Source organism: Paraburkholderia sediminicola (assembly GCF_046030555.1).
Classification (GTDB): domain Bacteria; phylum Pseudomonadota; class Gammaproteobacteria; order Burkholderiales; family Burkholderiaceae; genus Paraburkholderia; species Paraburkholderia sediminicola_E.
On record NZ_JAQQCH010000012.1, the window covers coordinates 39754 to 61663 of the forward strand.

The 21910-nt window shown below is 62.3% G+C and carries 22 protein-coding genes; 15 read left to right on the forward strand and 7 right to left on the reverse strand.

The window, feature by feature from the left end; all coding sequences use genetic code 11:
- Window positions 1-124 precede the first annotated feature (124 nt).
- Window positions 125-1360, forward strand: coding sequence for a PepSY-associated TM helix domain-containing protein (locus PQQ52_RS18220; RefSeq protein ID WP_408214022.1), 1236 nt, complete (start codon window positions 125-127; stop codon window positions 1358-1360).
- 96 nt (window positions 1361-1456) lie between these two features.
- On the opposite strand, the gene purU is transcribed toward PQQ52_RS18220, so the two are convergent.
- From purU to PQQ52_RS18245, 5 genes are all read right to left on the reverse strand, one after another.
- Entirely contained in the window at window positions 1457-2326 is an 870-nt protein-coding gene (gene purU / locus PQQ52_RS18225) for a formyltetrahydrofolate deformylase (RefSeq protein ID WP_408214025.1), read from the reverse strand.
- A 110-nt stretch (window positions 2327-2436) separates the two neighbouring features.
- A complete protein-coding gene (locus tag PQQ52_RS18230; protein WP_408214028.1) occupies window positions 2437-3300 on the reverse strand; it encodes an NUDIX hydrolase in 864 nt (287 codons plus the stop codon).
- A gap of 49 nt (window positions 3301-3349) precedes the next feature.
- Window positions 3350-3964 carry a LysE family translocator gene (locus tag PQQ52_RS18235; protein ID WP_408214031.1) on the reverse strand — a complete coding sequence of 205 codons (615 nt, stop codon included), beginning with the start codon at window positions 3962-3964 and terminating at the stop codon, window positions 3350-3352.
- Window positions 3965-4009: 45 nt separating this feature from the next.
- Window positions 4010-4576, reverse strand: coding sequence for an adenine phosphoribosyltransferase (locus PQQ52_RS18240; protein ID WP_408214034.1), 567 nt, complete (start codon window positions 4574-4576; stop codon window positions 4010-4012).
- A 120-nt stretch (window positions 4577-4696) separates the two neighbouring features.
- Window positions 4697-6700 (reverse strand): monovalent cation:proton antiporter family protein, encoded by a 2004-nt coding sequence (locus PQQ52_RS18245; RefSeq protein WP_408214037.1) that lies wholly within the window; start codon window positions 6698-6700, stop codon window positions 4697-4699.
- A 149-nt stretch (window positions 6701-6849) separates the two neighbouring features.
- On the opposite strand from PQQ52_RS18245, the gene kdsD reads away from it, so the two are divergent.
- The 11 genes from kdsD (at window position 6850) to PQQ52_RS18300 (ending at window position 16377) form a co-directional block, all read left to right on the forward strand.
- Window positions 6850-7833, forward strand: a complete 984-nt coding sequence (gene kdsD / locus PQQ52_RS18250; RefSeq protein ID WP_408214040.1) for an arabinose 5-phosphate isomerase KdsD — start codon at window positions 6850-6852, stop codon at window positions 7831-7833.
- Window positions 7833-8393, forward strand: a complete 561-nt coding sequence (locus PQQ52_RS18255) for a KdsC family phosphatase (RefSeq protein WP_325047560.1) — start codon at window positions 7833-7835, stop codon at window positions 8391-8393. Before kdsD ends, PQQ52_RS18255 begins: the two co-directional genes overlap by 1 nt.
- Complete coding sequence (gene lptC, locus PQQ52_RS18260; RefSeq protein WP_408214043.1) at window positions 8390-8998, forward strand: LPS export ABC transporter periplasmic protein LptC; 609 nt, start codon at window positions 8390-8392, stop codon at window positions 8996-8998. Before PQQ52_RS18255 ends, lptC begins: the two co-directional genes overlap by 4 nt.
- A gap of 20 nt (window positions 8999-9018) precedes the next feature.
- Window positions 9019-9690, forward strand: coding sequence for a lipopolysaccharide transport periplasmic protein LptA (gene lptA / locus PQQ52_RS18265; RefSeq protein ID WP_408214046.1), 672 nt, complete (start codon window positions 9019-9021; stop codon window positions 9688-9690).
- Complete coding sequence (gene lptB, locus PQQ52_RS18270) at window positions 9687-10472, forward strand: LPS export ABC transporter ATP-binding protein (protein ID WP_074285507.1); 786 nt, start codon at window positions 9687-9689, stop codon at window positions 10470-10472. Before lptA ends, lptB begins: the two co-directional genes overlap by 4 nt.
- A gap of 186 nt (window positions 10473-10658) precedes the next feature.
- Window positions 10659-12176, forward strand: coding sequence for an RNA polymerase factor sigma-54 (locus tag PQQ52_RS18275; RefSeq protein ID WP_408214050.1), 1518 nt, complete (start codon window positions 10659-10661; stop codon window positions 12174-12176).
- 251 nt (window positions 12177-12427) lie between these two features.
- A complete protein-coding gene (gene hpf / locus PQQ52_RS18280) occupies window positions 12428-12784 on the forward strand; it encodes a ribosome hibernation-promoting factor, HPF/YfiA family (protein ID WP_168792503.1) in 357 nt (118 codons plus the stop codon).
- A gap of 288 nt (window positions 12785-13072) precedes the next feature.
- Window positions 13073-13588 carry a PTS sugar transporter subunit IIA gene (locus tag PQQ52_RS18285; RefSeq protein ID WP_408214054.1) on the forward strand — a complete coding sequence of 172 codons (516 nt, stop codon included), beginning with the start codon at window positions 13073-13075 and terminating at the stop codon, window positions 13586-13588.
- 142 nt (window positions 13589-13730) lie between these two features.
- Window positions 13731-14699 carry an HPr(Ser) kinase/phosphatase gene (gene hprK / locus PQQ52_RS18290; RefSeq protein WP_007179412.1) on the forward strand — a complete coding sequence of 323 codons (969 nt, stop codon included), beginning with the start codon at window positions 13731-13733 and terminating at the stop codon, window positions 14697-14699.
- Window positions 14700-14811: 112 nt separating this feature from the next.
- Entirely contained in the window at window positions 14812-15705 is an 894-nt protein-coding gene (rapZ, locus tag PQQ52_RS18295; RefSeq protein ID WP_408214057.1) for an RNase adapter RapZ, read from the forward strand.
- Between the two features lie 39 nt (window positions 15706-15744).
- Window positions 15745-16377, forward strand: a complete 633-nt coding sequence (locus tag PQQ52_RS18300) for an LON peptidase substrate-binding domain-containing protein (RefSeq protein ID WP_408214059.1) — start codon at window positions 15745-15747, stop codon at window positions 16375-16377.
- A 27-nt stretch (window positions 16378-16404) separates the two neighbouring features.
- On the opposite strand, the gene mutY is transcribed toward PQQ52_RS18300, so the two are convergent.
- Both mutY and mutM read right to left on the reverse strand, forming a co-directional pair.
- A complete protein-coding gene (mutY, locus tag PQQ52_RS18305; protein ID WP_408214061.1) occupies window positions 16405-17514 on the reverse strand; it encodes an A/G-specific adenine glycosylase in 1110 nt (369 codons plus the stop codon).
- Between the two features lie 7 nt (window positions 17515-17521).
- A complete protein-coding gene (gene mutM / locus PQQ52_RS18310; RefSeq protein WP_408214064.1) occupies window positions 17522-18352 on the reverse strand; it encodes a bifunctional DNA-formamidopyrimidine glycosylase/DNA-(apurinic or apyrimidinic site) lyase in 831 nt (276 codons plus the stop codon).
- Window positions 18353-18439: 87 nt separating this feature from the next.
- On the opposite strand from mutM, the gene PQQ52_RS18315 reads away from it, so the two are divergent.
- From PQQ52_RS18315 to ispE, 3 genes are all read left to right on the forward strand, one after another.
- Entirely contained in the window at window positions 18440-20281 is a 1842-nt protein-coding gene (locus tag PQQ52_RS18315; RefSeq protein ID WP_408214066.1) for a tetratricopeptide repeat protein, read from the forward strand.
- A complete protein-coding gene (gene lolB, locus PQQ52_RS18320) occupies window positions 20281-20913 on the forward strand; it encodes a lipoprotein insertase outer membrane protein LolB (protein ID WP_408214069.1) in 633 nt (210 codons plus the stop codon). The genes PQQ52_RS18315 and lolB overlap by 1 nt, the downstream gene beginning before the upstream one ends.
- A gap of 65 nt (window positions 20914-20978) precedes the next feature.
- Window positions 20979-21860 (forward strand): 4-(cytidine 5'-diphospho)-2-C-methyl-D-erythritol kinase, encoded by an 882-nt coding sequence (gene ispE, locus PQQ52_RS18325; RefSeq protein WP_408214072.1) that lies wholly within the window; start codon window positions 20979-20981, stop codon window positions 21858-21860.
- Window positions 21861-21910: the final 50 nt, after the last annotated feature.

Below are 21910 nucleotides of genomic sequence, written 5' to 3' on the forward strand. Positions count from 1 at the left end.
GTCGCACTTACGAGAAACTTGCAGCCTGTGGCACGTTTCCATAAGATGAGAACAATTCCCATTTGCACTACGTCTTTGCCGTGACATCCCGCCAGAATTCCTGCCGCACTTCGCCGCCCCGCCGATGAGGCAGCAACTCGTTCGCCTGCACCGCTGGTTCGGTGTCGCCATTGCGTTGTTTCTGTTCGTCGCCGGCCTGACCGGCGCGATCATCGCGTGGGATCACGAGCTCGATGCGGCACTGAACCCGTCGTTCTTCAAAGCGCGCGCCGCCGGCCCGGCGTTGTCGGGGCTCGAGTTGGCACGCCGCGTCGAAGCGGCGGATCCGCGCCTGCAAGTGACATATCTGCCGCTCTCTGCTGAACCCGGCCACACGTTGCAGATGATGGTGCTGCCGCGCATCAACCCCGCGACGCAGCAGCCCTACCCGCTCGACTTCAACCAGATCGCCGTCGATCCCGCCACCGGCGATGTCCAGGGGCGGCGCGAATGGGGCGCCGTTTCGCTCGCGCGGCTCAATCTGATTCCGTTCATCTACAAGCTGCACTACACGCTGCAATTACCGTTCACCGGCGGTGTCGATGTCGGCACGTGGCTGATGGGCATCGTCGGGATCGTGTGGCTGTTCGATAGCGTGATCGCGCTATGGCTGTCGTTTCCGAGCTTCAAGGCATGGCGCAAGTCGTTTGCGTTTCGCCTGGGACGTGGCGGCTATACGCTCACCTTCGATCTGCACCGCTCGGGCGGCGTGTGGATCTGGGGCTTGCTGGTGATCGTCGCGCTGACGTCGGTATCGATGAATCTCGCAGCGCCGGTCGTTCGACCCATCGTGTCGCTGTTCTCGACGCTCACGCCCAATCCGGTCAACAACCCCGAAATCCTGCGCGCACCGCAGCCCGGCGACCAGGTGCTGAGTCGCGAGCGCATCGTGCAGCTAGCGGAGCAAACCGGCAAAGCGCAGAACCTGAAGGTGCCACCGGGCGGCCTCTATTACGCGGAATACCTGCACGCCTACGGCGTCGGCTTCTACGCAACCGGCAACGATCACGGCGACATCGGCCTTGGCAATCCCTGGATGTATTGGGACGCGGCCACCGGCAAGCTGCTCGGCGCACAGATTCCCGGCAAGGGCACGGCGGGCGACATTTTCATGCAGGTGCAATTTCCGCTGCACTCGGGACGCATCCTCGGTCTCGGCGGGCGGATTCTGATTAGCGCGGTGGGGATTGCGGTCGCCGTGCTGAGCGCAACGGGACTATTGATCTGGCTGAAGAAACTGAATGCGCGCCGCCGTTCGGCGCAAAACGCACGGCTCGCACAGAACGCACGGGAGGCGGTCAGGTCCGCCATGCGGTCCTGATCTGACGAGAGCGCGCCGGACAGACCCGGCGCAGGCTTGCAGCGGGGTCATGCGGCCATGGTTCGACCGCCCGCATCGCAAGCGCATCAATTACGCTTAACGAAACACCACCGTCTTGCTGCCGTTCAATACGACGCGATGCTCAACGTGCCACTTCACCGCACGCGCGAGCGTCACGCATTCGACGTCACGGCCGATCGCCGTCAGTTGCTCCGGCGTCATGCTGTGATCCACACGTTCCACTTCCTGCTCGATGATCGGACCTTCGTCGAGATCCGTCGTCACGTAGTGCGCGGTTGCGCCGATCAACTTCACGCCGCGATCGAACGCCTGGTAGTACGGCTTCGCGCCCTTGAAGCTCGGCAGGAACGAATGGTGGATGTTGATCGCGCGGCCGGCGAGGGATTCACACAACTGCGGCGACAGAATCTGCATGTAGCGCGCGAGCACCACCAGGTCGGCTTGATGCTCTTCGATCACTTCGAGCACACGCGCCTCCTGCGCAGCCTTCGCGTCCGGCGTGGCGCCCATCAGCGGGAAGTGATGGAACGGAATGTCGTAGCTGGCCGCGAGCTGATAGAACTCCTTGTGGTTCGAGATGATCGCAGGAATCTCGATACCCAATTGACCAGTGCGATAGCGGAACAGCAGGTCGTTCAGGCAATGACCGATCTTCGACACCATGATGACGACGCGCGGCTTCACCGACGCATCGTGCAATTCCCAGCGCATACCGAACTGCTCAGCGAGCGTTGTGAACGAGGTACGCAATGCGTCCAGGCCCGGATCGCCGCCGACCTGCTGGAAATGCACACGCATGAAGAACTCGCCGGTGCGGCTGTCGCCGAACTGCGCGGAGTCGAGAATATTGCTGCCACGCTCGAACAGAAAGCCCGAAACCGCGTGGACGATGCCGGGCCGGTCGGCGCACGACAGTTTGAGGATAAAGCTGTGATCGGTCGACATGACCTGGGTGACTCCCTTCTTCAGTGCTTGGTTTGTTCGGTATGTCCTGCTCGATGCAGCATGCTACGGCGTGACCCGGTTCGTTCGTCGCGCCAGCGCCTCACTAGCGTTTATGCCAGCCCCGGCGGCGTGAACAGCGTCTCGATGCCTGGACACGCGTCCTCGTCGATCCAGCGTCGGCGCAGCAGGCAATCCAGCGTGGCGAGACTCGCATCCACGGTCATCGCCCCTTCTTCGATCCAGCACGCGACTTCGTCGATACGTGCGAGCCGGTGTTCACCCACTTCGCCGTCCTGATTGCGCGGCGCGAAATCGACCGGCAGCGCGAGGTCGTAGATAAAAATCTGCTCGGCCTGCGTGCCTTCCGGCAACGATTGCAGCACATGCGCAGTGCGGCCGGGCGTGGCGCGCGCGGCGATCTCCTCGGGAATGCCGGCTTCTTCCCAGCACTCCTTGATGATCGTCGCCTCGATGCCGAAGCCCCAGCCGATCCCGCCTGCCACCACATTGTCGAGCATGCCGGGGTCGGTCGCCTTGGTATCGCTACGGCGCGCGATCCACAATTGCGGGGCGGCCTTCCGCGGGTCGCCATCCGTGTATTCTACGACGCCATTCAGATGCACCGCGTAGGTCATCGTGCCGAAGAAGCGCGACGCCGCGCGTTCGATGTACGCGAGCGGCGGCGCATCGAACGCATTGCGGATCGCGTAAGTCTCGTTGCGCCAACCGGGAATACGGCCCTCGGCGGCAAGCGCACCGATCACGGAACCGAGTGCCGCGCTGCGCAGGTCGACGGTATCGAACACGGATGCGAGCGTCACGCGCGTGCTGTCGATTTCAAACACATCAGGCCAGCGCGCGAGCAACGGCACATCGGCCGAGCGAATCCAGCCGACTTGTTCAGCGTCGATCCAGAACGGCAGATGCGCGTGAACGTCGAAGCGGCGCGCAGCGGTAATGCAAGGCAAAGTCATTTAAAGCTCCAAACTGGTCTTCTGTCGCGCGCGGTTGTGGTCCGTCGGGTCAATCACGCAAGGCGACACGGATCCCAATGGCGATGAACGTCGCGCCGGCGAGCCGATCGAGCCACACGCCCACGCGCGGCCGGCGCTTCAACCAGCCGCCGATCAACCCCGCGCACACGCCAAACAGCGAAAACACCACCACGGTCTGCAACATGAACAACACGCCGAGTTCGAGCATCTGCAGCGTGACGCTTTGCGTGCCATGCGGCTGCACGAATTGCGGCAGGAACACGACGAAGAACAGCGTCACCTTCGGATTCAGCAGATTGCCAAGGACGCTCTGGCGAAACACCGCCATCAACGGCTGCGGCGCGCGTTCGTGCGCGGTGGCGAGGCCCTGGCTGCGCAGCGCCTTGATACCGATCCAGATCAGATACGCGGCGCCTGCCAGCTTGATCACTTCAAACGCAACCGGTGACGAACGCAGCAACGCAGCTACACCGAGCGCGGCCAACGTGGTGTGGAACGTGATGCCGGCCGCAAAGCCGAGCGCCGCGACGAGGCCCGCCGCGCGGCCTTGCGAAATGCCGCGCGCGAGCACTTGCAAGTTGTCGGGGCCGGGCGCCATCGTGATGGCAATCGAGGTCGCGAGGAACAACAGGAAGTTGGGCATCTTTCTTACCTTCGTTGTGTGCGGGAAGAAGTTCGCATCCGGTGCTCAATGGCCGCCGAATTCAGTCACCGTATAGAGCGGCAGACCCGCTTTGCGCAACAAGGCCGAGCCGCCGAGTTCAGGCAGGTCGATAATCGCCGCACCCTCGACCACCACCGCGCCGAGCCGCTCGAGCAGAATCTTGCCGGCCATCATCGTGCCGCCGGTGGCGATCAGATCGTCGATGATCACAACGCGATCCCCCGGCTTGCAGGCATCCTCGTGGATCTCAACGGTCGCGGTGCCGTATTCGAGCTCATAGGATTGCGCGACCCGCTTGTACGGCAGCTTGCCCTGCTTACGGATTGGTATGAAGCCGAGGTTCAGTTCATAAGCCAGAATCGGCCCGATGATGAAACCGCGCGCGTCCAGCCCGGCGACGTAGTCGAGCTTCGCGTCGATATAGCGCTGGGCGAACAGGTCGATCAGTACGCGCAGCGACTTCGGTTCCTGCAGGAGCGGCGTGATGTCGCGAAACTGCACGCCCGGCTGCGGCCAGTCGTGCACCGTGCGGATGTGGCTTTTGATGTAGTCGGCCGCATCGAGCGGCGCGCTCGGGAGCGCGTTGGACATGATGTCTCCGGATGGACCTCGACGGGTCCGATGAAAGGCTAAATCAGGCGCGGTCACACCGAATGCACCGGCACCGTCTCGCCCGGCCCGCCGCACCGGCCGGCGAGACCCTGGCGCGTATCACGCCGCAGCGGCTCCCGCACGACGATGCTTTGAGAGCCGCTCTTCGGCTTCGGCCAACTGTTCAGGCAAACCGCGCAACACCACAATGTCGCTCGCGCGCAGCTTGGTGGAGGGGTCCGGCTCGACGCCGCGAATGCCGTGGCGTCGAATTGCCGTCACCTCGACGCCCAGATCGAACAGGCCCAGATCCGCCAGCGTTCGGCCTACCGCGTCCGAGTTTTCGTCGACCGGCACCGATTGTAGCCGCACCTGTTCGTGGCCGTCGTCGTCTTCCATGTCGTCCGCGCCGTGGAAATAGCCGCGCAACAGTGCGTAGCGCTCGTCGCGCATCTCCTCGACCCGCCGCACCACACGCCGCATCGGCACGCCCATCAGCACCAGCGTATGCGAAGCCAGCATCAGACTGCCCTCGACGATTTCCGGAATCACCTCGGTCGCGCCGGCGGCCAGCAGCTTTTCCAGATCGGCGTCGTCGACGGTACGAACGATCACCGGCAGCGTGGGTTCCAGTTCGTGAATATTGTGTAGCACGCGCAATGCCGACGGCGTGTTCGCGTAGGTAATCGCGATCGCCGCCGCGCGATGGATACCGGCGGCAAGCAGCGATTCGCGCCGCCCCGCATCGCCGAACACGACCGACTCACCCGCCGCCGCCGCGGCCTGCACACGATCGGGGTCCAGGTCCAGCGCGACGTACGACAAACCTTCATGCTCCAGCATGCGCGCCAGATTCTGCCCGGCACGGCCATAACCGCAAATGATCACGTGGCCACTCTGCTTCAGGCTCTGTGTGGCAATACGCGTCATCTGCAAGGACTGCATCATCCATTCAGTCGACGACAGCCGCAGCACGATTCGATCCGCGTTCTGGATCATGAACGGTGCGGCCAGCATCGACAGCAGCATCGCCGCGAGAATCGCCTGCAACAGGGTGGCGTCGACGAGATGCTTGTCGAGAATCAGGTTCAGCAGCACAAAGCCGAACTCGCCGGCTTGCGCCAAGCCGATACCGGTGCGCATCGCGACGCCCGGCGACGCACCGAACAGGCGCGAGAGCCCCGTCACCATGACCGCTTTCAGCAGGATCGGGCCGATCAGGAAGCCGAGCACGATAAACGGGTGTTCCCAGATCACGCGCGGGTTCAGCAGCATGCCGGTCGTGACGAAGAAGAGGCCCAGCAGCACATCGCGAAACGGCTTGATGTCCTCTTCCACCTGATGCCGGTAAGGCGTTTCGGCGATCAACATACCGGCGATGAACGCGCCGAGCGCGAGCGACAGGCCGAACTTATCCGTGATGAACGCCGCGCCGAGCGTCACCAGCAGCAGATTAAGGATAAACAGTTCCTGCGAACGGCGCCGCGCCACCACGTTGAACCAGCGCGTCATGAAGCGCTGGCCCACTATTAACAATAGGGCCAACGCCACGACGATCTTGATCGCGGCCACGCCGAGCGAGCTGACGAGATCTTTCGAATCGCCACCCAGCGCAGCGATGACGATCAACAGCGGCACCACGGCCAGATCCTGGAACAGCAGCACGCCGAAGATATTGCGGCCGTGTTCGGTTTCGATCTCGAGCCGCTCAGCCAGCATCTTGCTGACGATCGCCGTCGACGACATGGCGAGCGCGCCGCCCAACGCCACGCTCGCCTGCCACGTGATGTGCACCCAGCGCTCCAGCACAAAACCGAGCGTGACCGCGACGACAATCGTGCCGATCACCTGTAACAGCCCGAGGCCGAACACGAGCCGGCGCATGGAGCGCAATTTGGAAAGCGAAAACTCCAGCCCGATGGAAAACATCAGGAACACGACGCCAAACTCGGCCAGGTTCTGCGCGCCCGCCGAGTCGGGAATCAAACCGAACGCGTGCGGCCCGACGACGATGCCGACCGTCAGATAGCCCAGCATCGGTGGAAGATTCAGAAAGCGAAAGAGCACCACGCCTGCTACTGAAGCCAGCAGCAGGAATAGCGTCATTTCGAGCGGGGAAATCATCGGCAAAAACGCATCGGTAAAGCGTCCTCGTTCGTCAGCGGAACCGCGCACGCAAAAGGCCGTGCGACAAGGTTAAGGGGCCGGTAAAGGCAGCGGCTTGGCACAGCAGGCCCGGCGCGGCGAACAAGCGCCTTTGCTATACTCCGCGAATGATAGCGAAAATCAATGGCGACCGGGCACTCGCGCTCGCTCGTGACGTGCTCGACATCGAAGCGGACGCTGTGCGCGCGCTTCGCGATCAGCTCGACGATGGCTTCGTCGGGGCGATCGACCTCATCCTGGGCTGCCGTGGGCGCGTCGTCGTTTCCGGCATCGGCAAATCCGGCCACGTGGCCCGCAAGCTCGCGGCCACGCTCGCCAGCACCGGCACACCGGCGTTCTTCGTTCACCCGGCGGAAGCCAGTCATGGCGACCTCGGCATGGTCACGGCAGACGACGTGTTCCTCGCCCTGTCCAATTCCGGTGAAACTGAAGAACTCGTGGCGATCCTGCCGCTCATCAAGCGGATCGGCGCGAAGCTGATTGCAATGACGGGGCGTCCGTCGTCGAGTCTCGCACAACTGGCCGACGTGCATCTGAATTCCGGTGTCGCGAAAGAAGCCTGTCCGATGAATCTTGCGCCGACCGCCAGCACCACCGCCGCGCTCGCGCTCGGCGATGCGCTCGCGGTCGCGGTGCTGGACGCGCGCGGTTTTGGGCGGGACGACTTCGCCCGCTCGCATCCGGGTGGCGCGCTGGGGCGCCGCCTGCTCACTTACGTTCGCGACGTGATGCGCACCGGTGACCAGGTGCCGAAGGTCACGCCTGACGCGACTGTGCGCGACGCGCTGTTCCAGTTGACCGCCAAGCGCATGGGCATGACCGCGATCGTCGATCGCAACGACCACGTGACCGGCATTTTCACCGACGGCGACTTGCGCCGCGTGCTCGAACGCGACGGCGATTTCCGCGAACTGTCGATTGCCTCGGTCATGACCGCCGGCCCGCGTACCATCGGTCCGGATCATCTTGCTGTCGAAGCCGTGGAACTGATGGAGCGCCACCGCATCAATCAGATGCTGGTCGTCGACGAAGCAGGCAAGCTGATCGGCGCACTCAACATGCACGACCTGTTCTCGAAGAAGGTGATCTGATGGCCGTCGCCCCCCTTACCGCCACCGAACGCGCAAGCCGCGTCAAGCTGATGATTTTCGACGTCGACGGCGTGCTGACCGACGGCGGCCTGCTGTTCACGGCGGAAGGCGACACGATGAAGGCGTTCAACTCAATGGACGGCCACGGCATGAAGTTGCTGCGCCAGGCCGGCATCGAAACGGCGATCATCACCGGGCGCAAGTCGGGCATCGTCGCGGCACGGGTCAAGGAAATGAACATCACCCACGTCTATCAGGGCGTGCAAGACAAACCCCAGGCGTTCGCGGACCTGTTGAAGCAAACCGGCATGACAGCCGAGGAATGCGGCTATATGGGCGACGACTGGGTCGATCTCGGCGTAATGCTGAAGGTCGGCTTCGCGGCGGCGCCGGCCAATTCGCATCCTGAAGTGATCGCGCGTGCCCACTGGGTCAGCGAAGCGCGCGGCGGCCACGGCGCGGCGCGTGAAGTCTGCGATACCCTGCTGCGCGCGCAGCACAAATACGAAGCGCTGCTCGCGGCAGCCTGTAGTGGCGAACAGCGGGGCCTCGTCGGATGAATCAGTTTCGCTGGACCTCGCTGATTCCGCTCGTCGCGATGGCGGCGCTCGCCGGCATTACGTGGTGGCTACTGCAAGCCACGCTGCCGCGGCAAAACGAAGGCGTAGTGCGCCCCAAGGAGCACACGCCCGACTACTTCGCGGACAACTTCTCGGTTTCCGAGCTCGATCAGTCGGGCTCCACACAATACCGTCTGACCGCCACCAGTCTGATCCATTATGAAGACGACGAACTGAGCGATCTGGTCAAGCCGGCCATGCGCGCGTTCCAGCCTGGCAAGCCGATCGTCACCGCGACCGGCGACACCGGCACGGTGAATGGCGACGCCTCGATCGTCGATCTGTACGACAATGCGCGCATCCTGCGGGCCCCCGGCAACGGTGATCCGCAGATGCAAGCGGATTCGCAGCATTTTAGGGTGTTGGTCAACGACGATGTGATCGAGACCGAAAAGCCGGTTAAACTTCAGCGCGGTATGTCTGTGATGACTGCCAGCGGCATGAACTACAACAACGTCACCCGGGTAATGCAGCTGTTCGGCAATGTGAAGGGCGCGATTGCCGCGTCCGAAGGCTCCGCCAGCTCGCCCAAGCAACCCGGGTAATCCATTCCAGGCGTGACTGCATGAACGAATCGTTCCCCCGTTTTGATACCGGCCGCTCGCGCACCCTGTCCGCGTGCCGCGCCGGACTCGCTGCCCTGATCGTCGCGCTGCCGCTCGCCGGCTTCGCGCCGCTTGCGCACGCCGACCGCGCCGACAAAGACAAGCCGCTGAACATCGAAGCGGACAACATGACGTATGACGACCTGAAACAGGTCAACATCTTCACCGGCCACGTGGTCGCCACCAAAGGCACGATCGTGATCAAGGCCGATCGGGTCGAAGTGACGCAAGACCCACAGGGCTACCAATACGCCACCGGCACGTCGAGCGGCGGCAATCTGTCGTATTTCCGCCAGAAACGCGAGGGCCTCGACGAATACATCGAAGGCACGGCAATTCGTATCGACTACGACGGCAAGCAGGATCTGACCACGCTCACCACCAACGCCACCGTAAAGCGCCTGCAAGGCCTCTCGACGGTAATGGACCAGGTGCATGGCAGTGTCATCACGTATGACGGCCAGAGCGACTTCTACACCGCGAAGGCAGGCAAGGACGTCGCCGGCCCGGGCAACCCGACCGGCCGCGTGCGCGCGATGCTGGCGCCGCGCAACGGCGGCGCTGCGCCGCTGAACGGCGCGTCGGCCACGCTGGCGCCGTCCACCACGCTCCAGGGAGCACCGAACCAGTGAGCTCCTCCGCGTCCCTCCCCAATCGCAAACCTGCCGGCACCAGCAGTTCGCTGGTGGTCCGCAACCTGAAGAAGCGTTACGGCTCGCGCACGGTCGTCAAAGACGTCTCGCTCGACGTGAAAAGCGGCGAAGTGGTCGGCCTGCTTGGCCCCAACGGCGCCGGCAAGACCACGTCGTTCTATATGATCGTCGGCCTCGTGCCCCTCGATGCGGGTGAAATCGATCTGGACGGCAAATCGATCAGCTTGCTGCCGATTCACAAGCGCGCGTCGCTGGGCTTGTCATATCTGCCGCAGGAAGCTTCCGTGTTCCGCAAGCTCAGCGTCGAGGAAAATATTCGCGCGGTGCTGGAATTGCAGCACGAAGATAACGGCAAGCGGCTCAGCAAAGACACCATCACGAGCCGCACCGAGGCGTTGCTCGACGAACTGCAGATCGCTCACCTGCGTGAAAATCCAGCGCTGTCGCTGTCCGGCGGGGAGCGCCGGCGGGTTGAAATTGCACGTGCGCTGGCCACCAATCCGAGCTTCATTCTGCTCGACGAACCGTTCGCGGGCGTCGATCCGATCGCGGTGCTGGAAATCCAGAAGATCGTCAAATTTCTGAAGCAGCGCAATATCGGCGTGCTAATCACCGACCACAACGTGCGCGAAACCCTCGGCATCTGTGATCACGCCTACATCATCAGCGACGGCAGCGTGCTGGCCGCCGGTGCGCCGAGCGACATCATCGAAAACGAAAGCGTGCGGCGCGTCTATCTGGGCGAACACTTCCGCATGTAAGTGCACAAGGGATTGTCGGCGGTGCGAGCGCGCACCCGCCGGCCCCTTTGCGGCATCCGCACATCAGCATTTTTGACCTGGGCCGTCCCGCGCCCAGCGCCGCCGGAAAACGGGCGCACGCGTAATTGCGAATGTCGCAAGGTATCGCGGTCGTGGCAAACTCTCTACAATGAATCTCAACTTGCCATGAAAGCCAGCCTCCAACTCCGCCTATCGCAGCATCTTGCGCTGACCCCACAACTGCAGCAGTCCATCCGGCTGCTTCAGCTGTCTACGCTCGAACTGCAGCAGGAAGTCTCAATGGCGATCTCGCAGAATCCGCTCCTCGAGAATGAGGATGACTGGATCGCGAGCCCCCTGCGCGTGGCGGCCGACGGTTCGCTGATCACCCAATCACCCAACTCCTCCCCACCGCCCGACCCGATGGGCGGCAATACCTCATCTTCATCCACGAGCAGCAGCGAGCGCGCCGAGAACGGCGAGCCTCAGGGTGTCGACGAATACAACGGCCTCTCGAGCGACAGCAACGGCGACGCGTCGCAATGGGATCTCGGCGACTACGGCCGCTCCGGCAATGCCTCGGACGACGACGACCTGCCGCCGCTGCAAATTCACGAATCGAGCACCTCGCTGCGCGATCACCTGATGGCGCAACTTCGCGTCACCCAGGCGAGCCAGCGCGACCGCGCACTGATCACCTTTCTGATCGAATCGCTCGACGACGACGGCTATCTCGCCGCCACGCTCGACGAAGTACTGACCGACCTGCCTGAAGAGCTCGAAGTCGATCTCGACGAAATGAACGCCGCGCTTGCGTTGCTGCATAGCTTCGACCCTGCAGGGGTCGGCGCGCGCTCCGCGTCGGAATGTCTCAAGCTGCAATTGCTGCGGCTCGAACGGTCGCCCACGCGCACGTTGGCGCTCGATATCGTTGCCCATTATCTGGAACTGCTCGCGGCGCGCGATTTCACGCGCCTGCGCAAGCATCTGAAGGCGAACGACGACGATTTACGCGATGCGCATGTTCTGATCCGCTCGCTCGAACCGTTTCCCGGCGCGGCGTACGGCAAGGCGGAAGCGGACTACGTTGTGCCAGACATCATGGTGCGCAAAACGGCACAGGGCTGGCAGGCGGAGCTGAACCCGGAAGTGGTGCCGAAGCTGCGTATCAACCATCTGTACGCGAATATTCTGCGCAATAACCGGGGCGATCCGGGCAGCGGATCGTTGCGCCAGCAACTGCAGGAAGCACGCTGGCTGATCAAAAATATCCAGCAACGGTTCGAGACGATCCTTAGGGTTGCGCAAGCCATTGTCGAGCGTCAAAAGAGCTTTTTTGTGCACGGCGAAATTGCCATGCGCCCCTTGGTTTTGCGAGAAATTGCTGATACGCTGGGCCTACACGAGTCAACTGTCTCGCGTGTGACAACCGGTAAATACATGCTGACCCCATTCGGGACGCTTGAATTTAAGTACTTCTTCGGATCACACGTTTCGACTGACACGGGCGGCGCGGCCTCTTCCACGGCCATTCGCGCGCTCATCAAGCAACTGATAGGAGCGGAAAACCCGAAATCTCCTCTTTCAGACAGCCGCATAGCCGAACTGCTGGCGGAACAGGGCTTCGTGGTCGCACGGCGTACCGTTGCGAAGTATCGCGAAGCGCTCAAGATTCCGGCAGTCAACCTGCGCAAGTCTCTATAGCGCGCCCCCAACCTGTCGCTTCGCGCCAGGCCCCCCCGAGAGGGGGGAAGAAAATTTGGGGCGGCCAGGCGTTTTCTTGAGCCCGTCGCCTCCCGCGACGGGCATTTACCGGCCGCTCCGCAGTTGGCGGAAAGGCCGGCCGATGCGACCTGCCAGAAGTCAGTCACCGGGGGGCGACTCAGGCAAGCCGACAGATCGACCGGACCTTCGTCATCGTGCGGACCAAGCGGCCTTTAGCTTGGAGAAGCACTATGAATCTGCAGATCAGTGGACACCACCTCGAAGTAACGCCTGCGTTGCGCGAATACGTGATCACCAAACTGGATAGGGTGCTAAGACATTTTGATCAGGTAATTGACGGCAGTGTGGTCCTCTCGGTCGACAACCACAAGGAAAAGGAAAAGCGTCAAAAGGTTGAAATCAACCTGCATCTGAAGGGCAAAGATATCTTTGTCGAGAGCTGTGACAGCGATCTCTACGCTGCGATCGATCTGATGATCGACAAGCTCGACCGGCAAGTGATACGCCACAAAGATCGCCTGCAAGGCCATGCGCACGATGCGATCAAGTATCAGCCGGCGCCGCAACTGGACGTGCCGCCGCAATAAGGGAAATTAGAAGGCTTTCTTTTATTTTTCTTCAGCTCCCCTTGGCCAGCCAAACCGCCCGAGACCGGGCGGTTTTTCGTTTCGCGGCCCCGTTCCCGCGCGCCAGCGCCGCGTGGATCATGATTCAAATAAACCCATAATGCATCGATGGCGCGCCGCACCATCGGCGGCTACCCTGTTCTATAATGTTCCGGTTACCATCGGGGTCAAGTTAGCTCAAACGGAAATCGGTCGGCCGGAGTCCTGCGCTTTCGGACTTCAACGCACGTCGCCGTGAGCATCAAACGAATGGAATCCCAATCAAACGCCCCAGCGAGGAGAATCCAGGCCACGTTTTCGCCTGTCAACATGAATCGTTTAGCCAAATTTCTTCCCCTCGAGAACGTCGTCGTCGGACTATCGGTCACCAGCAAGAAGCGCGTGTTCGAGCAAGCGGGCCTGATCTTCGAGAACCAGAACGGCATCGCCCGTAGCACGGTCACTGACAATCTGTTCGCGCGTGAGCGCCTCGGATCGACGGGGCTCGGCGAAGGCGTCGCGATTCCGCATGGCCGGATCAAAGGCTTGAAGCAGCCGCTCGCCGCGTTCGTCCGCCTCGCCGAACCTATCCCCTTCGAATCGCCTGACGGCCAGCCGGTCTCCCTGCTGATCTTCCTGCTCGTGCCCGAGCAGGCCACCCAGCAGCACCTCGAAATCCTTTCGGAAATCGCCCAGTTGCTGTCCGACCGTGAGGCCCGCGAGCGACTGCACACGGAAGAAGACCGCGAATCGTTGCATCGCCTGCTCACTCAGTGGCAACCTTGATGCATCGGCGGTTATCCGCACGCCGCTTATCCGCATGCCCGGCACCCGTCCGCATGCGGATACTGCCTGGCAAAATAAGCGGCCCACATTAGCGCGACCACCCCTTTGCCCGGCAAGCGGCCCACACTGGAGTCACTGACTCATGGATACGTCCAGCATCAACGCCCAGAGCATTTTCGACGACAACGCCGCCACGCTGAAGCTGAGCTGGCTGACGGGGCATGAAGGCTGGGAGCGCGGCTTTTCTTCGGAATCGGTCGCCAATGCCACGTCGAGCGCCGACCTCGTCGGCCACTTGAACCTGATCCACCCAAACCGGATTCAGGTACTCGGCGACGCCGAAATCGACTACTACAAGCGCCAAACCGACGAAGACCGCTCGCGCCACATGGCCGAGCTGATTGCGTTGGAGCCACCGTTTCTGGTGGTGGCGGGCGGCGTCGCCGCGCCGCCGGAACTGGTGCTGCGCTGCACGCGTTCGTCCACGCCGCTCTTCACTACGCCCATGTCCGCCGCTGCGGTGATCGACAGCCTGCGCCTCTACATGTCGCGCATCCTCGCGCCGCGCGCCACGCTGCACGGCGTGTTTCTCGACATTCTCGGCATGGGCGTGCTGCTTACCGGCGATTCCGGCCTCGGCAAGAGCGAACTTGGGCTGGAACTGATCAGCCGCGGCCACGGCCTCGTCGCCGACGACGCGGTGGATTTCGTACGTCTCGGCCCGGATTTCGTCGAAGGGCGTTGCCCGCCGCTGCTGCAAAACCTGCTCGAGGTGCGCGGTCTCGGCCTGCTCGACATCAAGACGATTTTCGGTGAAACCGCGGTGCGCCGCAAAATGAAGCTGAAACTGATCGTGCAACTGGTGCGCCGCCCCGACGGTGAGTTTCAGCGCTTGCCGCTGGAAAGCCAAACCGTCGACGTGCTCGGCTTACCGATCAGCAAAGTCACGATTCAGGTGGCGGCCGGCCGCAACCTCGCGGTTCTGGTCGAAGCGGCTGTTCGCAACACGATCCTGCAACTGCGCGGCATCGATACGCTGCGCGACTTCATGGATCGCCAGCGTCTGGCAATGCAGGATCCGGACAGCCAGTTTCCCGGCAAATTGATCTGAGTCCGCGACACCCTGCGGCACAGTGTCACGCCCGCAGCCAACGGCAGGCTGCGGCGGTGGCACACGTACGGGGACCAGATGCTATGATGAACTGTACGGATTTCACGACTCCATGCGCATAATTCTGATCACCGGTATTTCCGGCTCCGGCAAGTCAGTTGCCCTGAACGCGCTTGAAGACGCAGGCTATTACTGCGTCGACAATCTGCCGCCGCGTTTTTTGCCGCAATTGGCCAACTATCTCGCCGACGACGGCCAGGAACGTCTCGCGGTCGCGATCGACGCGCGCTCGAGCGCTTCGCTCGACGAAATGCCTGCGATGATCCGCGACCTGTCGCGCGCCCACGATGTGCGCGTGCTCTTCCTGAACGCAAGTACGCAATCGCTGATTCAACGCTTTTCCGAAACGCGCCGCCGCCATCCGTTGTCCGGTTCCACCGCGCATGATGCCGACGTCGGCTTGTTGACGTCGCTCGCCGAAGCGATCGAACGCGAACGCGAACTCGTGGCGGGCCTCGCCGAGTTCGGCCATCAGATCGACACCAGCAATCTGCGCGCGAACGTGCTGCGTGCATGGGTCAAACGGTTTATCGAACAGAAAGATGCGGGGCTCGTGCTGATGTTCGAGTCCTTCGGCTTTAAACGTGGCGTACCGCTCGACGCCGATTTTGTTTTCGACGTACGCACACTGCCGAACCCGTACTACGATCATGAATTGCGGCCCCTCACGGGCCTCGACAAACCGGTAATGGATTTTCTCGACGCGCTGCCGGTCGTGCATGAAATGATCGGCGACATCGAAAAATTTCTCGTCAAATGGCTGCCGCATTTCCGTGACGACAACCGTAGTTATCTGACGGTCGCGATCGGTTGCACGGGCGGCCAGCACCGCTCGGTGTTCATTGCGGAGACGCTTGCCGCGCGTCTCGCAACTTCGGCGAATGTCATTGTGCGGCACCGCGATGCACCGGTTCATGCCGGCGAATCATCGAAGTTAGTGGCTTAATCGGCCGCATCGCGCGGCCTCAACTCGAAGCGTTGCGCCATGTCTTCTTCTACTGTGCTTGCCGATGTGCCACTGTTTCCGCTGCATACGGTGCTGTTTCCCGACGGACTATTGCCGCTGAAAATCTTCGAAGCGCGCTACCTCGATATGGCGCGCGACTGTCTGCGTGAAAAAAAACCGTTCGGTGTGTGTCTGCTGAAAAGCGGCGCGGAAGTGGCGCGCGAAGAAGAGCCTTCGGTGCCCGAAGCAATTGGCTGTCTTGCCGAAATCGAAGAGTGCGACGTCGAAGCCTTCGGCATGCTGCTGATTCGAGCGCGCGGCACGCGGCGGTTTCGCCTCCTGTCGCATCGTGTGGAAAGCAGCGGTTTGCTGGTCGGCATGGCCGAACCGCTCGGAGAAGACATGCCGCTCGAAGGCAATGAGCAACTGGCCAAATTCGGCGCATGCGCGGAAGTACTCGAGCGGATCATCGCGACGATCCGCGAACGTGACCCGGACAGCTTGCCGTTCGCTGAGCCGTTCAGGCTGGAAGATCCGTCATGGGTGTCGAACCGGCTCGCGGAAGTGTTGCCCATCGCCCTTCGTGCAAGGCAAAAGTTGATGGAATTACAGGACGCCGGCGCGCGAATCGACGTGGTTCATCACTATATGCAGCAGCATCAGCTGCTTTGATTCGACGTGCTTTCGGCTCGGGGTTGGCTAGAGCAGCGAGCCGTGCAGACTATTCAACAGTTTGCGCACCGGTGCGGGCACGCCGAACGAGTCGAGATCGCTTAACGCGACCCATGCCGTGTCCGCGTCGTTAAGCACAGCCAATGCGCCCACACCGCGGTCCAGATCAGCGATCCGCGGCTCGATATCCAGCTTGAAATGGGTAAATACGTGCGTAAGCGGCGCCAGCGGCGAGACCGCTCCGTCGCCACCGAAGGCGCGCGCACGCTCGGCGAGCGTGGCTTCGTCGGTAGCCTCGGGCAGGCTCCACAGGCCGCCCCAGATGCCTGACGGCGGACGCTTTTCCAGCATCACGGCGTTACCGTCGCGCAGCACCAGCATCCATGTGCGGCGTGTCGGCACAGCTTTCTTCGGCCGTGCCGTGGGCAGTTCACGCTGACGCCCGCTCACGTTGGCCACGCAGTCCACGGCGAACGGGCAGCGCAGGCAGTCCGGCTTGCCCCGCACGCACAACGTTGCGCCGAGGTCCATCAGGCCTTGCGTGTATGCACTGACATCGTCGTCCGATGCGTTGGACGGCAGCAGCGACTCCGCCAGCGTCCACATCGCATTCTCGACTTTCTTTTCACCCGGAAAACCTTCGACGCCGAACACCCGCGCCAACACACGCTTAACGTTGCCGTCGAGAATCGTGGCGCGCGCGCCAAACGCGAAAGAGGCGATCGCCGCTGCCGTTGAGCGACCGATGCCCGGCAATTCAGCAAGCTCGTCGGCCGACGCGGGAAACGCACCGCCATGCTGCTCGACGACCACCTGCGCGCAGCGATGCAGATTGCGTGCGCGCGAGTAATAACCGAGGCCGGCCCACAACGCCATCACATCGTCTGCCGGCGCGGAGGCGAGCGAGGCAACATCCGGACAACGCGCAAGAAACTTTGCGTAGTACGGAATCACCGTCGATACCTGAGTCTGCTGCAGCATGATTTCCGACAGCCAGATGCGATATGGATCGCGCGTGTTCTGCCATGGCAGGTCGTGACGGCCATGCTGGCGCTGCCACGCAATCAGTCGCGCGGAAAAATCGGACATGACAGCGAAAGCAGCGGACGGGGCGGACGGGCTTAAACGAGAAGGCATTGAAAATTTAGCGCTGGCAGGTGGGACAGAAATACGTAGAACGCTGCCCCTGCACGATCTGTTTGATCGGCGTTCCACACACGCGGCATGGCAGCCCCGCGCGATCATAGACGAAATAGTCGAGCTGGAAGTAACCACTTTCGCCATCACTACCGACGAAATCGCGAAGCGTGCTGCCGCCCTTCTCGATCGCAGCGGCGAGCGTGACGCGCACAGCGTCCGCCAGCAAATCGTAGCGCACGAGCGAGACGCGGCCCGCCGCGGTGGTGGGCCGGATACCCGCGCGAAAGAGGCTTTCGGACGCGTAGATATTACCCACGCCGACCACGATCTCGCCCGCCAGCAACGCCTGCTTCACCGACACCTTGCGCCCACGCGTGAGCCGGTGCATCAACGCGCCGGAGAATGCCGGCGAAAACGGCTCGACACCGAGGCCCGCGAGCAGCGGATGCTCGAGCACGTCGCCGGCTTCGCGCGGGTGCCACAGCACGGCGCCAAAGCGCCGCGGATCGCGATAGCGCAAAATGAATTCGTCGAAAATCCAGTCGACGTGATCGTGTTTCGCCGCGGCCGGCGGATGCGGCACATGGCGCAGCACACGCAGCGTGCCGGTCATGCCCAGGTGCACAATGAACCAGCCGGCGTCGACTTCGAACAGTAGATACTTGCCCCGCCGCTCAACCTTGCGCACCACGCTGCCGCGCAAGGTTTTCGCAAGGTCCGCCGGAATCGGCCAACGCAGCGCGGGCGAACGCACATCGACGCGTTCAACCTTGCGGCCGGACACATATGGTTCGATTCCCCTTCGGGTAACCTCAACTTCTGGCAACTCTGGCATGTCTAACTGGTCTGCAACTTGCGTGAGTGGTTGTGCGCTTATTGTAGCGAGCGCGTTACAATCGTCCGAAACATTGAACGGATTTCCATGAACTTGTCCTTCGTGAAGCTGTTTTCGAAGCGCCCGGCTAGCGCATCCCGCGTGCCGCACGCCGTATCCGCTCGACGCATGCTCGGTGCCGCCGCACTCGCCGTCTGGGCGCTGGCCGCCGTGCCCGCGCACGCGCAGGATCCATCGCCAGACTCGGACGACACGTCCGTCACCCTGCCGGACCCGCTCGGCCCGGCGACGGCAGAAGACCAGAAGTCTCTGCCGGGCGTGCCGCTGTCCAGCCAGATCGTATTCCAGGTGCTCGCCGCTGAAGTCGCCTTGCAACGCGACCAGCCGGCACCCGCCTACCAGACCTACCTCGCGCTCGCGCGCGACACGCACGATCCACGCATGGCGCAACGCGCCACGGAAATCGCGCTGGCCGCGCAAAGCCCGTCGGACGCTTTGGCCGCCGCGCAATTGTGGCAGCAGTATGCGCCGAATTCGGAACGCGCCGCGCAACTCGACGCGTCACTGCTCGTGCTGTCCGGCAAGCCTGACGACGCCGAGCCGATTCTCGCTCGTGAACTCTCGAAAGTGCCCGCGGACAATCGCGGCAGCGCGATTCTGGCCCTGCAGTTGCTGCTCTCACGCGGTCCGAACCGGATCGGCGGCCTGCATGTGCTGCAAGACCTACTGAAAGCCGACCTGAACCGGCCGGAAGCGCAACTGGCCATCGCGCGCCAGCAGCTCGTTTCCGACGACGCGCCGGGCGCGCGCAAGTCGCTCGAACAGGCGCTCACGCTCAAGCCGGATTATTTGCCTGCCGCGCTGATGCTGTCGCAAATGGGCCCGGAGGAGCGCAAGGAAGGCATCGCGTCGCTCGAAAAGTACGTGCAGCAGAATCCGAAATCGCATGACGCGCGTCTCGCGCTCGCGCAGATGTATCTCGCGAGCGACCGTCTGGACGACGCGCAGAAGCAGTTCGAGATCATGCACAAGAACAACGCGGCCGACCTCACGCCGCTAATGGCGCTCGCGCTGATCAAGATCCAGCAGAAGAATTTCAACGACGCGCAAACTTACCTCACCCAGTACGCGCAGCAAGCTGAAAAAACGCCGGGCGCCGATCCGGGCCAGGCGTATATCTATCTTGCGCAACTGTCGCTCGAGCAGAAGAACGAAGCGGCGGCGGGCGACTGGTTGAACAAGGTTTCGCCGTCAAGCCAGCAATACGTGCCGGCGCAGATCACGCGTGCGCAATTGCTCGCCAAGCAGGGCAAGCCTGAAGACGCGCGCAAGCTGCTGGCCGGCTTGCAGGCACCCGATCCGCGCGACCAGGCGCTGATTGCACGCACCGACGCGGCCATTCTGTTCGACGCGAAGCGCTACCCGGAGGCGGAAACACGCCTGCAGCAAGCCACCGCGAATTTCCCGGACGATCCCGATCTGACCTACGACTACGCCATGGCCGCCGAAAAGACAGGCCATTACGATGTCATGGAAGCGCAACTGCGTAAGCTGATCCAGACGCAGCCCGATAACCCGCAGGCTTACAACGCGCTCGGTTATTCGCTGGCCGATCGCAATCAGCGCCTGCCGGAAGCGGACAAGCTGGTCGAGAAGGCCTCGTCGCTGGCGCCGAACGACGCCTTCATCATGGACAGCGTGGGCTGGGTCAAGTACCGGATGGGCGATACGTCGGACGCGATCAAGCTGCTGCGCAAAGCTTACGACCTCCAGCCGAACGCCGAAATCGGCGCGCACCTCGGCGAAGTGTTGTGGAAAACCGGAGATCAGGATCAGGCTCGCGCCGCCTTCCGCGACGCGCGCAAGCTCGAACCGGACAACGACACGCTGGTTAAAACGCTGCAACGACTTCAGGTGAACGATCTTTGATGCGTCTTTCCCGCTTGATCTCCTATCCCCGGGCGCCGCGTAGCGCGGCGCTCGGACTCGTAGCGGCAGCAGTTGTCGCGTTGGCCGGTTGTGCATCGGTGAAGCCGCAGGGGCCGTCCACGTCGAATGCGGCGACATCCGTCACTGCGCAGACCACGCGCGCTTATCAGGGCCGTTTCGCGATCCAGTACAACGATCAGAACGGCCAGCAGCGCAATGCGTATGGCAACTTCACCTGGCAGGAAACGGGTGACACGGTCACCCTGCAATTGCGCAATCCGCTCGGCCAGACGCTGGCGGTCGTGACCTCGTCGCCGGCTTCGGCCACGCTCGAACTGCCGAATCGCCAACCGCTCACCGCCGACAATGTCGCCACGCTGATGCAGAACGCACTCGGCTTCTCGCTGCCGGTCGAAGGGCTGCGCTACTGGCTGCAGCCTTCGCCGGCGCCGACTTCGCGCGCCAGGACCGAGAAGGATCCGGAACAGCCCTCACGCCTGAAGCAGATCACGCAGGACGGCTGGACGATCGATTATCTGGCCTATGCCGACGCGCCGGCCACTGGCGTGAAGCGCTTGAATCTGAGCCGCTCGCAACCGCCGCTCGACATCAAGCTGGTGCTGGATCAGTAGTCGCGTCTGTTCGCGCAACCCTTGCCGCCTCTTCGGCGCCGCTATGGCGCATGTAGCCCTGACTCATGATTGAAACGACCGATTCGCTGCGCGATTGCCTCGCGCCCGCGAAACTCAACCTCTTCCTGCACATCACCGGCCGTCGGCCAGATGGCTATCACACGCTGCAAACCGTCTTCCAGTTGCTCGACTGGGGCGACACCTTACACTTCAAGCGGCGCGACGACGGCCTCATCACACGAAGCACCGAAATCGCGAACGTGCCGCCGGAACAGGATCTCACCGTGCGCGCAGCAACGCTCCTGAAGGCGCGCACGGGTTCGCCCGAGGGCGTCGATATCGAAATCGACAAACGCCTGCCAATGGGCGCGGGCCTCGGCGGCGGCAGTTCCGACGCCGCCACCACGCTGCTCGCGCTGAACCGACTCTGGAAGCTCGATTTGCCGCGACTGGAATTGCAGGCGCTGGCGTTGAAACTCGGCGCGGACGTGCCATTTTTTATTTTTGGAAAAAATGCATTCGCCCAGGGTGTTGGAGAAGCTTTAGACGTTGTACAATTGCCGCCGCGTCATTTCTTGGTAGTGACGCCGAGGGTTCATGTTCCGACTGCAGCGATTTTCTCCGAAAAAACGTTGACAAGAGACTCGAAACCCCTCATAATTACGGACTTTCCTGCAGAACTTAGCTGCAACACTGAATGGCCAGAAAGTTTTGGCCGGAATGACATGCAGCAGGTTGTCGTGGGAAAATACGCGGAAGTTGCGCAAGTGCTGCGATGGTTTGAGAACATTGCACCAGCGCGGATGTCTGGATCAGGTGCAAGTGTATTTGCAGCGTTCCGTAGCAAAGCTGAAGCAGAAGCGGCGCAAGCCAAGCTGCCCGGCGAATGGAACAGCGCAGTAACTGCAAGTCTCGATCAGCATCCACTCTTTACTTTCGCGTCATAAGTTTTGCATCGTCGAACGGTCCCTCGTTCGGTGAAGCTCAAAGTTAGTGT